General features: G+C 68.3%; 12 protein-coding genes. 6 read left to right on the forward strand and 6 right to left on the reverse strand.

Going from position 1 to position 12,252, the window contains the following annotated elements:
• Nucleotides 1-412: 412 nt before the first annotated feature.
• Together HB681_RS11510 and HB681_RS11515 are read right to left on the reverse strand one after the other, a co-directional pair.
• Complete coding sequence (locus HB681_RS11510) at nucleotides 413-841, reverse strand: nuclear transport factor 2 family protein (protein WP_213954965.1); 429 nt, start codon at nucleotides 839-841, stop codon at nucleotides 413-415.
• Nucleotides 842-920: 79 nt separating this feature from the next.
• Nucleotides 921-1,847: an aminotransferase class IV gene (locus tag HB681_RS11515; RefSeq protein WP_345944660.1), complete on the reverse strand. Its 927-nt coding sequence runs from the start codon at nucleotides 1,845-1,847 to the stop codon at nucleotides 921-923.
• Nucleotides 1,848-1,948: 101 nt separating this feature from the next.
• Between HB681_RS11515 and HB681_RS11520 the strand changes: the two genes are divergently transcribed.
• The 3 genes from HB681_RS11520 to HB681_RS11530 all read left to right on the forward strand — a co-directional run bounded on the left by HB681_RS11520 (nucleotide 1,949) and on the right by HB681_RS11530 (nucleotide 6,357).
• Nucleotides 1,949-2,743 (forward strand): TetR/AcrR family transcriptional regulator, encoded by a 795-nt coding sequence (locus HB681_RS11520; protein WP_213954966.1) that lies wholly within the window; start codon nucleotides 1,949-1,951, stop codon nucleotides 2,741-2,743.
• A 165-nt stretch (nucleotides 2,744-2,908) separates the two neighbouring features.
• The gene (gene yccS / locus HB681_RS11525) at nucleotides 2,909-5,065 is read left to right on the forward strand and encodes a YccS family putative transporter (protein WP_213954967.1); all 2,157 of its coding nucleotides are present in this window, start codon (nucleotides 2,909-2,911) and stop codon (nucleotides 5,063-5,065) included.
• Nucleotides 5,066-5,199: 134 nt separating this feature from the next.
• Entirely contained in the window at nucleotides 5,200-6,357 is a 1,158-nt protein-coding gene (locus HB681_RS11530) for an alpha-hydroxy acid oxidase (protein ID WP_345944661.1), read from the forward strand.
• A gap of 31 nt (nucleotides 6,358-6,388) precedes the next feature.
• Here HB681_RS11530 and HB681_RS11535 read toward each other — a convergent pair whose 3' ends face one another.
• From HB681_RS11535 to HB681_RS11545, 3 genes are all read right to left on the reverse strand, one after another.
• A complete protein-coding gene (locus HB681_RS11535) occupies nucleotides 6,389-6,790 on the reverse strand; it encodes a hypothetical protein (protein WP_213954969.1) in 402 nt (133 codons plus the stop codon).
• 534 nt (nucleotides 6,791-7,324) lie between these two features.
• On the reverse strand, nucleotides 7,325-8,176 hold the full coding sequence (locus HB681_RS11540; protein WP_213954970.1) for a class I SAM-dependent methyltransferase: 852 nt from the start codon (nucleotides 8,174-8,176) through the stop codon (nucleotides 7,325-7,327).
• A 157-nt stretch (nucleotides 8,177-8,333) separates the two neighbouring features.
• Nucleotides 8,334-8,894 (reverse strand): putative glycolipid-binding domain-containing protein, encoded by a 561-nt coding sequence (locus HB681_RS11545; protein WP_213954971.1) that lies wholly within the window; start codon nucleotides 8,892-8,894, stop codon nucleotides 8,334-8,336.
• Between the two features lie 59 nt (nucleotides 8,895-8,953).
• Here HB681_RS11545 and HB681_RS38055 point away from each other — a divergent pair, with 59 nt between their 5' ends.
• From HB681_RS38055 to HB681_RS11555, 3 genes are read left to right on the forward strand one after another with little or no spacing between them, the layout of a single operon-like run.
• Complete coding sequence (locus HB681_RS38055; protein ID WP_256353892.1) at nucleotides 8,954-9,088, forward strand: hypothetical protein; 135 nt, start codon at nucleotides 8,954-8,956, stop codon at nucleotides 9,086-9,088.
• A gap of 36 nt (nucleotides 9,089-9,124) precedes the next feature.
• Entirely contained in the window at nucleotides 9,125-10,390 is a 1,266-nt protein-coding gene (locus HB681_RS11550) for a DNA polymerase IV (protein WP_213954972.1), read from the forward strand.
• A 7-nt stretch (nucleotides 10,391-10,397) separates the two neighbouring features.
• Nucleotides 10,398-11,084 (forward strand): TIGR02117 family protein, encoded by a 687-nt coding sequence (locus tag HB681_RS11555; protein ID WP_213954973.1) that lies wholly within the window; start codon nucleotides 10,398-10,400, stop codon nucleotides 11,082-11,084.
• Here the strand turns inward: HB681_RS11555 and HB681_RS11560 are convergent.
• Nucleotides 11,029-12,192 (reverse strand): acyltransferase, encoded by a 1,164-nt coding sequence (locus tag HB681_RS11560; protein ID WP_213954974.1) that lies wholly within the window; start codon nucleotides 12,190-12,192, stop codon nucleotides 11,029-11,031. The two genes, HB681_RS11555 and HB681_RS11560, sit on opposite strands and share 56 nt — an antisense overlap.
• Between the last annotated feature and the right edge of the window lie 60 nt (nucleotides 12,193-12,252).

The raw sequence follows: 12,252 nt of genomic DNA on the forward strand, positions 1-12,252 counted from the left end.
CGCCCCCCCCCCCCCCCCACCCCCCACCCCCACCCCCCCCCCCCCCCCCCCCCCCACCCCCGCCCCCAGCCACCGCGACCGCCACCGCCACGGCCACGGCCACGGCCACGGCCGCAGTCGCAGTCGCAACCACGACGCGGCGCTGTGATCTATCCGCTCACAGGCATCACTGCCCGTTGATCAACCCCGCAGCCCGGCATGCGGTGCGCGACGGATGCCGCCTCTGTGCCGCTGAAGCGCGCAGCGTTTGGCGGACAAGGGCCATGTGCTGTTTGAGCGAAGCGAGTTCACATGGACCCCGCCGAACGCGAGCACTGGAAGGGAGTCGCGAAGCGACCGGCACAGTGAAGGCAGCCGGCGCGCACCGCATGCCGGGCGGACCCCGCAGCGCACCGAACATGAAACTATCGACTCATGAAGCCCGCGCCCAACGAAACTTCCGATCCGCTTCCGCAATCGGCTGGTCGTTGATGCTTGCGTAGCGCTTCGCCATCAGCCCCTGCGCGGTGAACTCCCAGTTCTCGTTGCCGTGACTGCGAAACCACTGCCCCGAGTCGTCATGCCATTCGTACTCGAAGCGCACCGCGATGCGGTTGTCCATGAAGGCCCAGAGCGTCTTCCTGAGCCGATAGTCCAACTCGCGTGCCCATTTGCGCTGCAGGAACTCGACCACCTGCTCGCGACCGTGGATGAATTCCGCGCGGTTGCGCCATTCGGTGTCCGGCGTGTAGGCCAGGCTGACGCGAACCGGATCGCGCGTGTTCCAGGCATCTTCGGCCGCCTGTACCTTTTTCGTGGCGGATTCGAGGGTGAAGGGAGGTAGGGGTGGACGTGATTCCATGATCGGCTTTCGTGGCGGGGTGTGGGCACGCCGGCTGAATGTGCCACACCGCCATGCCCCGTGTCTTGCCCCTGCGCGCTCAAGCCCCGCTGCCGTAGTCCACCGGGTCGTTGTACGCCGGGTCATCGTGCAGCGCCCAATAGCCGTCATGGAGCCGCGTGGTCACGGGCCCGGGGAACGGCGGCAGCGGCTGGCCATCGATCTTGCCGATGGGCAGCACGCCACCACCGCTCGACGTGAGGAACACCTCGTCGGCATTGCGCAGCGCATCGACCGACAGCGGCCCCACATGCAGGGGAATGCCCAGCGTGCCGCACAGTTCCAGCACGGTGCGCCGGGAGATGCCTTCCAGCACGCCCTTGTCCGCCGTGAAGACCTGCCCGTCCTTCACCGCGAAGACGTTGAAGCCCGGCCCCTCGGTGACGTTGCCCTCTGCATCGACCACGCAGCTGGTGTCGTGCCCCCGGTCGTAGGCGTCGAACATCGATTGCACCAGGTCGATCCAGTGGTAGTTCTTGACCGTCGGATCGACCGACGCGGGCGAGATGCGCTGGCGCTCGCTGATGTGCAGGTCGATGCCGGCCAGCTGCTTCTCGCGCGACGCAATCCACACATAGGGCAGCGCATAGGCATAGAAGCGGTTCTGCGCCAGGCGCGGGTCGCGGGCGCCGCGCGGCGGCACGCCGCGCGTGCAGACCATCGCGACGTAGCCGTCCTGCAGGCCGCCCGCGCGCACGCAACCATGCAGGATCTCGCGCAGCTCTGCGCGCGAGTACGGGATGCCCAAGTGCATCTTCTGCAGGCTGTGGAAGAAGCGGTCCATGTGCGCGTCGAGGCGGAAGAAGCTGCCCTTCCACGTCGTGGCGACGTCATAGGTCACGTCGGAACGGGTGAAGCCCCAGTCGAACAGGGAGACTTTTGCCTCCGACAGCGGCGCGTACGCGCCATCGATGAAGACGCAACCGCCGTCGAACTGGCCGACGGGCGGGGTGGCGGGAATGAGCACTTGGAACTCCTCGAAAAAGGGGCGCGGAAGGACGGGTGAAAAATTAATTGTACGTTGTTCAATTAAAATTGAACACCGGACAAGACGCCTAGAATCCGCCGATGCCGAGTCCGCGACCTCCTCCCGCCTCCCGCAAGGCGTCACCACCCGCGCGACCTCGCCCGGGCCGTCCACGCAAGCAGGACGCAGCCAGCGGTGGCAACGCGGCACTGGGACGCGAGCGCATCCTGCAGGCGGCCCTCGACCTGATCGATCGCAAGGGCCTGCCAGCCTTCAATATCCGCCAACTCGCGGCCAACCTCGGCGTGTTTCCGGCCGCGATCTACTGGCACGTTCCGAGCCGCGATGCCTTGGTCTCCGGCGCCATCGCGCTGGCGCTTGCGGAAGTGGCCACCGGCCTGCCCGATGGCACCTGGCAAGTGCGCCTGCGTGCGGTACTGCAGGGGTTTCGGGAGGCGCTGCGCCAGCATCCGCACCTGGCGCCGGCCGTGGCCAGCGAACTGTCCTGCAACGCTGCCTTCGATGCGCCGCTGTTGCAGCATGTGGTCGCCGCGCTGGAGGATGCGCGCTTCGAAGGCGATGCACTGGTCGACGCCTTCAATGTCGTCATTGCCGCGATGTGCGGCTTTGCCACGCTGGAACTGTCGAGCGCGCCCGCGGACGACACGGCCGCCTGGGAAGCCGCCTGCCGCGCGCAGATCGACGCGGTGGATCACGCACGACACCCCCACCTGGGCCGCAACCTCGACGCCTTGCGCAACCGCGCCTTCCTGCTGCGCTGGTCGAGCGGCAAGACGCAGCCGCTCGCCAGCGGCTTCGAAGCCTGGGTGGACGTGGTGCTGCGCGGGCTGGAGTCCCGCAGCCGGGCATTGCGGGCCGCGGAGCGGCGCGGATGAGCGCCGCCCGGCCGCTCCGAAGGCGCTCGCACCGTAGCGCGCAGCGCGAAGGTTACCCGGTGAGCGCCGCCCGGCCGCCCGAAGGCGCTCGCACCGAAGCGCGCGGCGCGAAGGTTACCCAGTGAACGTCGTGGCGCTGCGGCACGATCGTTGCAGCGCAACACCATGTTCTCGCTGAATGTCTCCGCCACGTTGCGCCGCCTGTGGGCGTTCAACAGCTTCGCCTACAGCGTTCGCGTGGGGATTGCGCTCGGGGTGCTCGTGGGCGGCTGCTGGTCGCTCGACCAGATGCCGCTACTGGTGCCCTTGTTGCTTGGCGTGGTGGCCAGCGCGCTGGCGGAGACCGACGACAACTGGCGCGGCCGCGCCCGGGCGCTGCTGCTGACGCTGGCCTGCTTTGCGACGGTGGCGTTCGCGGTGCAGGCCGCGTTCGCCCATCGCGCGGTGTTCGTCGCCGGGCTGGTCGTGGTCACCTTCACGCTCACGATGCTGGGCGCCATCAGCCGGCGCTACCAGGCGATCGGCTATGCCACGCTGATCCTGGCGCTGTACACCGCCATCGGCATGGACCAGCGCGGCGATGCGGGCCAGGCCTTCTGGCTGGAGCCGGCCCTGCTGCTGGCGGGCGCGAGCTGGTACGGCCTGCTGTCGGTACTCTGGTGCGCGCTGTTCGTCCACCAGCCAGTGCAACAGGACCTGGCGCAGGTGATGCGCGAGCTGGAGGCCTACCTGCGGCTCAAGTCCACCCTGTTCGAGCCCGTGCGCGACGACCAGGGCGAGGTGCGGCGCCTGCGGCTCGCGCAGCAGAGCGGCCGCGTGGTGATGGCGCTCAACCAGGCCAAGGAAGGCCTCTTCAACCGCATCGACGCCACGCGCTCCAGCCACCGCATGCAGCAGTACATGGGGCTCTACTTCATCGCGCAGGACATCCATGAGCGGGCCAGTTCGTCGCACTACCCGTACGACGCCCTGATCGATGCCTTCTTCCACAGCGACGTGCTGTTCCGCTGCCAGCGCCTCCTGCGTGTGCAGGGGCGCGCCTGCGGGGAGCTGGGGCGCGCAATCCTGCTGCGCCTGCCCTTCGTCAAGGGGGACGAGAGCACCACGGCGCTGCGCGACCTGCGCAACGCCATCGACTACCTCGACACGCATCGGGATGCGCAGGGGACCGACTTGCTGGCCTCGCTGCAAGCCCTCGCCGGCAACCTGGCCACGCTCGATGCCCAGCTCGCGGGCGCGAGCGATCCAGCCATGCAACTCGGTGCCAACGACGGCGCGCTGTATGACCGCACGCCGCGCTCGTGGCGTGACGCGTGGGGCCGCGTGCGCGAGCAGTTCCGCCTGTCGTCGCCCTTGCTGCGGCACGCCCTGCGCTTGAGCCTCGCGCTGGCGGCCGGCTATGGGCTGATGCGCGCGATCCATGCGCACCAGGGCTACTGGATCCTGCTGACCACCATCTTCGTCTGCCAGCCCAGCTTCAATGCCACGCGGCAACGCATGCTGCAGCGGGTGGCGGGCACCTTCGTCGGCCTCGCCATCGGCTGGGCGCTGTTCGACCTGTTTCCGAACCTGCTGCTGCAAGCCATGTTCACCGTGGTGGCCGGCGTGCTGTTCTTCAGCACGCGCACCACGCGCTACACCATCGCCACGGCCTCGATGACGCTGGTCGTGCTGATGTGCTTCAACCAGACCGGCGACGGGCAGGTGCTGATCGTGCCGCGCATGGTCGACACGTTGATCGGCAGTGCGCTCGCCGGCGCGGCCGTGTTCCTGGTGCTGCCCGACTGGCAGGGCCGCCGGCTCGATGCACTGGCCGGCCGCTGCCTGGCGGCACTGGCGCACTACCTCCGCGAACTGGCCCGGCAGTTCCAAGACGGCCGCGTCGACGACCTGGCCTACCGCCTCGCGCGGCGCAACGCGCACAACGCCGATGCCGCGCTGTCGACGGCCCTGGGCAACCTCATGACCGAGCCCGGCAGCCGCGCCGACGAAGGCGAGCGCGGCCTGCGTTTCCTGGTGCATTCGCACACGGTGCTCAACTACCTTTCCGGCCTTGGCGCGCACCGCGAGGCATTGGCCGCGGGCGAACGCTCGAGCGCGCTGCTGGCGGATGCCGAGCAGGTCGCATCCGTGCTGCAGGCGCTGGGCAGCAGCCTGGCGCAGGGCCGGGCGCCCGCGTCCGGCAACCCCTCCGCGGCTGCGGAGGCCGGCGGCACGAATGCCGCCGACGCCTCGCAAAACCTGGTGGCCGAGCAACTGCGCCTGATCCACGGCCAGCTCGGACCGTTGCAGCAGGCGGCGCGGTCGCTCGTTGCGCACTGAGGACGCATCGAGGAGGCATTGACTCAGGTCCCACACTGCGCGGCCGGAGCGTCCCTGGCGCGTACGTTGCACATGTGCCATCCCCCGTGCCGATAATGCGGCTGCACCGTTTACACCAGCCAGGAGACCGCGAAGTGCCCGACCTTTCCAAGATCACCTGCATCGAAGACCTGCGAGTGATCGCCAAGCGCCGCGTGCCGCGCATGTTCTACGACTACGCCGACTCCGGCGCCTGGACCGAAGGCACCTACCGCGCCAACGAGAGCGACTTCCAGAAGATCAAGCTGCGCCAGCGCGTGGCCGTGAACATGGAAGGCCGCTCCACCCGCACCACCATGATCGGCCAGGAGATCGCGATGCCCGTGGCCATCGCGCCCACCGGCATGACCGGCATGCAGCATGCCGATGGCGAGATCCTCGGCGCCAGGGCAGCCAAGGCCTTCGGCATTCCGTTCACGCTGTCGACCATGAGCATCTGCTCGCTGGAAGACATCGCCGCCGCCACCAACGGCCATCCGTTCTGGTTCCAGCTCTACGTGATGAAGGACCGCGACTTCATCGAGCGCCTGATCGACCGCGCCAAGGCTGCCAACTGCTCGGCCCTGCAGATCACGCTCGACCTGCAAGTGCTGGGGCAGCGCCACAAGGACATCAAGAACGGCCTGACCGCGCCGCCCAAGCCGACCATCGCCAACCTCATCAACCTCGCGACCAAGCCGCGCTGGTGCATGGGCATGCTGGGCACGAAGCGGCGCACCTTCGGCAACATCGTCGGCCATGCGAAGAACGTGGGCGACGTGTCCTCGCTGTCGTCATGGACGGCCGAGCAGTTCGACCCGGCCCTGAGCTGGGCGGATGTCGAATGGATCAAGAAGCGCTGGGGCGGCAAGGTGATCCTCAAGGGCATCATGGACGTGGAGGATGCGCGGCTGGCCGCGTCGAGCGGCGCCGATGCGCTGATCGTGTCGAACCATGGCGGACGCCAGCTGGACGGCGCCCAATCCTCCATCGAGGCGCTGCCGGCCATCGCGGACGCGGTGGGCCGCGAGATCGAGGTCTGGATGGATGGGGGCATCCGCAGCGGACAGGACGTGCTGAAGGCCCGTGCCCTCGGCGCGCGCGGCACGCTGATCGGCCGCACCTTCCTTTATGCGCTGGGGGCGTTCGGCGAGGAAGGTGTGACGCGCGCGCTGCAGATCCTGCACAAGGAGCTCGACATCACCATGGCCTTCTGCGGCCGCACGCAGATCGACCAGGTGGATTCGAGCATCCTCGTTCCAGGTACGTTCTGACCTCCCAGGGCCGGGCCCGGCCCGCCGCCCCTCACTGCTCGCGCTTGTCGTCCCGCGGCGTTGCGGGGAGCGGCTTCAGGTTGGTGAAGCCCATGTACGCCGTCGGCGCATAGCTGTCGGGGGTCGGCTGGTGATCGGGCACGACGAAATCCTGGAAGTCGGTCGGCTCGAAATGGGTGTCGCGCTTGACGGGCACCGGCTTGTGGCGCTCCTTGGCATTCGCGCGCAGCCGCGCCAGGTCGGCCCGGACTTCCTCCAGCGAGCGCATCGGCTTGGCGACGGCGGGCGCTTCGGCGACGGGCTTGGGCGCGGCCGGCTTGGCCACCTGGGGAGCCGGGGCGGGCTTGCTGATCTGCTCGTCCCAGTCAGCCGGGACCACGGAAAGGACGGGCTTGCGCGCAGGCGCTGCCGCCGGCACGGATGCCGATGCCACGGTCATAGGCTCGGCGGCTTGCGCCGCGACCGGTTGCGAGGCAACTGGCGCAACTGGCGCAACCGTCCCAACTGGCGCAATGGGTGCCTTGGGCGCAATGGGTGCGACAGGCGCCACGCTGGCTGGCCGGGCCTGCGGTCCCTGGGACGCCGCGCGTTCCACCGGCATCGCCGTTGGCTCGATCCGCTCGGCTGCCCGCGCCGCGCCGGTGCGCGGCGGCAACGCCGTCGGGCCACCCCCGAAGGACATCACGCGAGACCCGGGCCGCGAAAGCTTGTGCTTTCGCGAGCCTCCCAGGAGGCCACGCAGATAGCGGCGGACGGATCTGATCCAGCGAGAAGCGTTCATCACGATTGGGCCTCGAATGTTCGCCCAATTGTTAACTTACGTTGCAACGAACAGAATGGGTGACAACACCCGATGTCGCGCGAAGTGCACACAAATGCACGAACAGCGCCCCATCGCGATGCGTTCGTGCGGCTTTTGCGTTCGATCGCAGAAAAGGCGGGGCGCCGCAGGCGAATTCGGGGTTGGTCAGACTCGTACGGTCAACATATGCCCCAGCCCGCCGGCCATGAGCTGCTCAGGACGGTCCGGGAAGTACATCGCGTTCAGATCGCTCGGCCCGAGGTCGCTCACGTGCGAGAAATCGAGCGCCCGCAGCGCCTCGACAAGCCCGGCCGGATCGAAGTACGACTTCCACGGCTCGCCCATCCAGGCGAGTTGCACGGTCATCATGCCGATCAGGATCTGGCGCAGGAAGCTCACGCTCTCGACCGGCGCCAGGTAGTCGAACACCACCCCGCTGCCCGCCGGCAAGGACCGGAAGAAGCGCATCATGTCCATGACCACCTCGTGCTCCAGGTACATCGAGACGCCGAGCCAGGAGAAGAAGGCCGGCTTGTCGCGCTCGAATCCGGCAGCGCGCAGTTCCGTCGCCAGGTCCTGATGTTCGAAGTCGCAGCTCACATATCGCAGCGTGGACGGCTCCTGGATGCCGGCCTCGGCCAGGCGCTCGCGCTTCCAGGCCTGCGTGTTCGGGTGGTCGACTTCGAACACGCGCAGCTGCGCCGCCGGATACGGGTTGCGATACGCAAAGGTGTCGAGCCCCGCGCCGAGCACGACGAACTGGCCGACGCCGCGCTCGACCGCCGCGCCGAGTTCAGCCTCCGCGAACCGGGCGCGCGCCACCACGAAGGCCCGCAGCGCGCGCGCAGCATCGTTGTCCAGGAGGCGCCCGCCGAGCGCGATCCGGTCGGCGTCCTCGCGACCGATGATCGGCACCGCGACCGGGTCATCCATGACCACGGGCCGGTCGAGCAGTTGATGGGCCGCACGACTGGCGGCGACGCCGCGTGCTGTGAGACTGGGTCCGGTTCGCTTCATTCGTTTCCGATTTCTGGATTTCTGGTGCTTTGAGCGGCAGGGCATCGTCCGCGAGTGACGAGGGCACCGCGCAAGGTCCGCAAGCGCCGGCGTCGGGCATCCAGGACTTGCGGCGATCCGCCGGGCGCCGGGCGACCGGACGCACAGGGAGTGTGCGCTACCGCTCCGCCATCCACAGCCGCGGGTACTCGCGCACGAAGCCTTCGCTCGTCACGTGCAGCAGGTCGGCGTAGTCGAAGCGCGGCGCCTGGTACCAGTAGCTGTGGTCGTCGCGGCGCTCGTAGCGTTGCGCCAACATGGTCAATCCGCCGTCCTCCACGTCGAGCCAGGCGGCCGGCGCGTCGGCGGCTTCGCCGGGCTGGAGGTTCAGGCGTCGCAACTGGATCAGGTTGGTGGCCGGCGTGAAACCCAGGTCGAGGTCGACGCAATGCGCCAGCTCCGGCACCGCAACGTCGTTGAGCTTCCAGTCGCCATGCGCGCCGCGTGCCACCGAGAAGTCGATCGCGCTGCCGCCCATCCAACCCCGCACCGTGCCCCATTGGGTGTGCCAGTTCTTGTCGCAACGCACCCGGTAGTGCAGTTGCGCGATCCGCCCGTCGGACTGCCGGAACAGGGCCGTTCCGTCCAGTTGCCACGCGTCGCCCTGGCGATCGAGCCGGCAGGCATCGTGGCCCGGGAGGTCGAGGCGGTGCCAGAGCGTGGAGGCAACGGGTTGCATGCGTTGATGATGACCGGAGGGGCCGCGCAGCGCAAGACGCCGGACGCACAATTCCTCCCATGCCGAATCCGCGCGTTCCCGCAGCCATTTCGATGCGCGAGCGCTACGGCGACCATGTGCCGCTGGACGAGCCGGTGATCTCGCCGGTGGCGATGTTCGACTCGCCCCTGCTCGTCACCGTCGAGCAACGCTGACGGCCGCCCTGACGGCGAGCGCGGCATCGCGCGAAAATGCCCGCAGTGCCACCGCCCGATTGCTCCAAGCCGCCCCTTCGCCGCATCGCCCATCTCGACATGGACGCGTTCTTCGCGTCGGTCGAATTGCTGCGCTATCCGCAGTTGAAGGGCCTGCCGATGGTGATCGGCGGCGGGCGGCGCAAGGTGGACGAGATCCTGTCGCGCGACCATGCCGGCCTGCCTTCGCACGAGGTGCCTGTCGCGGCCTTCCCGCTGCTCAGGGACTACGTCGGCCGCGGCGTCATCACCACGGCCACCTATGCCGCGCGCCAGTTCGGCGTGGGTTCGGCGATGGGCATGATGAAGGCCGCCCGGCTGTGTCCGCAAGCCATCGTGCTGCCGGTGGATTTCGACGAGGTGCGGCGGCTGTCGCGCCTGTTCAAGAGCACCATCCGCGAGATCGCGCCGGTCGTGGAAGACCGCGGCGTGGACGAGGTATACATCGACTTCACGGATGTGCCCGGCGGCCAGCGCGAAGGCGGCCGCGTGCTGGCCCGCCTCATCCAGAAATCGATCCTGCAGGCCACAGGCCTGACCTGCTCCATCGGCGTGGCGCCGAACAAGCTCATTGCCAAGCTGGCCAGCGAATTCAACAAGCCGAACGGCATCTCGATCGTCCACGAGAACGACCTCGAATCGAAGATCTGGCCGCTGGCGGCGCGCAAGGTCAACGGCATCGGGCCGAAGGCTGACGAGAAGCTCAAGGGGCTCGGCATCCACACCGTCGGCGATATCGCCGCCAGGGAACGCGACTGGCTGATCGCGCACTTCGGCAAGTCCTCCGGCGCCTGGATGCATGAAATCTCCTGGGGCCGCGACAACCGGCCCGTCGTCACCGAAAGCGAGCCCGTGTCGATGAGTCGGGAGACCACCTTCGAGCGCGACCTGCATGCCGTGCGGGACCGGGCCGAACTCGGCGCGATCTTCACGCACCTTTGCGAGAAGGTCGGCGAGGACCTGCAGCGCAAGGGCTACGTCGGCAAGACGATCGGGATCAAGCTGCGCTATGACGACTTCAAGACCGCCACGCGCGACCACACGATGAGCGTCTTCACTGCCGACGGCAGGACCATCCGCCAGATCGCAGGCCAATGCCTCAAGCGCGTGCCGCTGGAGCGCCCGCTGCGACTGCTGGGCGTGCGCGTGGGCACACTGGTGCGCGCGGACGAAGCGCCTGCCCCGACCAGCGGCGTGGCTGCGCCGGGCAAGCGCCCGCGCGTCGACGCCGAAGCGGCCGCGATCACGCCGTCGCTGTTCTGAAGCCCCCATGTGGCGCCTGCTCCTCTGCGTGGCGATGGTGCCGGTGATCGCCGCGCTGGCGTACGTCGCTATCTCGAGCGCGCTGATGTTCTGGCCGGCCAACGCGACGCCGCCCGCCGAGGATCGCGACATCGACGCGTGGGTGCTGAGCAATGGCGTGCACACCGACATCGTGCTTCCCCTGCGCGGCCGTGGCACGGACTGGTCGCAGACTTTCCCGCCCGCCGATTTCCGCGCCGCACCGCCAGACGCCGACTACATCGCGATCGGCTGGGGCGACCGCGACTTCTACCTGTACACGCCGACCTGGGGCGACCTGACCGTGAAGCGCGCCCTCGGCGCGCTGGCGGGTATCCACAGCGCGGTGCTGCACGTGACCTACCTGCGCCGCGCCGAATTCGAGAAGCTGGCCCATCGCGTGCCGCTCTCGCAGCGCCAGCACGACGTGCTGCGCGACTACGTGCGCGCCTCGTTGCCCCAAGGCCGCGCCACGCCGGTGGCGGGCGTCCACTACGCCCCCAACGACGCCTTCTACGAGGCCGAAGGCCGCTACAGCATGGTCGAGACCTGCAACAACTGGACCGGCCGCGGCCTGCGCCTCGCCGGCGTCACGGTGAGCCGCTGGACGCCGTTCGACTTCAACGTCGTGCGGCACCTGCCGCCTCGTGGGGTCGCGGGGTCGCCAGGACGCTGACCATGTCCGGCGCTTTCGGCTTCGAAGGGGCCCGAGGCGCGAGCCCCTTGAGCAAGGGCCGCTCGATCCATTGGTGAAAGGCGACCGACGCCGCGATGCAACTCGCCAGGATGAGCACGAACGAAACCAGCATGCCGCCCACGCCATGCAGTCCTGCGGCAACGGCCGCCTTGCTCAGCAGCGCAAGCAACGGGAAGTGAATCAGGAACAGCGCGTACGAGGCGTCGCCGACAACCGCGGCGAATCGGTTCCCGAAGCGCCCCGGCTCGCGCTGCTCTGCCTGCACCAGCGCGACGATCAGCATCGCGGCAAACAACCCGTAGCCCAGGTGCACGAGCGGCAGGGGCAAACCTCCATCGAGCGCCTCGGCCACGGCGCCGAATCCGAAGAAGAGAACGCCCGCCACGATAGCCACGGGAACCGGCCGAGGCATGCGCCAATCCTGCGCCACCACCCAGGCAGTCGCCGCGCCGATGCCGAACAGCAACAGCAGGTCATTGGCGAAGAAGCTCCCGGGAAAGGACTCGCTGCCGCCGTGCAGTTGCCAGGCCAGGTTCGCCATGTACATCGCCACCGCGCCGACGAAGAGCCTGCGGTGAAGGATGCCCAATCCCACCACCCCATAGAACACCATCTCGTACTGCAGCGACCAGGCCACGTAGATCACGGGCGCGCCGGTGCCGCCCACCACGGCCGGATCCTGCGGCAACAAAAACAGCGACTTGACGAGCACGCCCAGGCCGGTCGGCAGTCCCTCGCGCAGAGAAGGCACTGCCAGCGACCCCAGGTACACGCACGCGAAGACCAGCACGTAGGTCGGATAGATTCGCGTCGCCCTCCTACACAGGTATGGCAGCAGGCGACCGGGCACGCCGAAATCCTGGCGGTGTATCAAAGTGATGATGAAGCCGCTCAGCACGAAGAAGAACGCCACGCGGGCCTGCCCACCGAGCGCGAAGATCCGCACCAGCACGTCCGCGTCATGGCCGAAGAACTTGTCCTTTGCCAGGTTGTCGGAAAGATGAAAGCACACCAGCAGGATGGCCGCAACGGCCCTGCAGGCCCGCAGCGATCGATACCGCCCTGCGGCTGCATCGGGCGGACTCATCGCTGCGAAGTGGAAAGCGCGCAAGCATGCGCGGGGTGTGACAGTGTTGCCGGCATCGTT

This window comes from Variovorax sp. dw_954 (assembly GCF_018449755.1).
In the GTDB taxonomy this organism is placed as follows: domain Bacteria; phylum Pseudomonadota; class Gammaproteobacteria; order Burkholderiales; family Burkholderiaceae_C; genus Variovorax.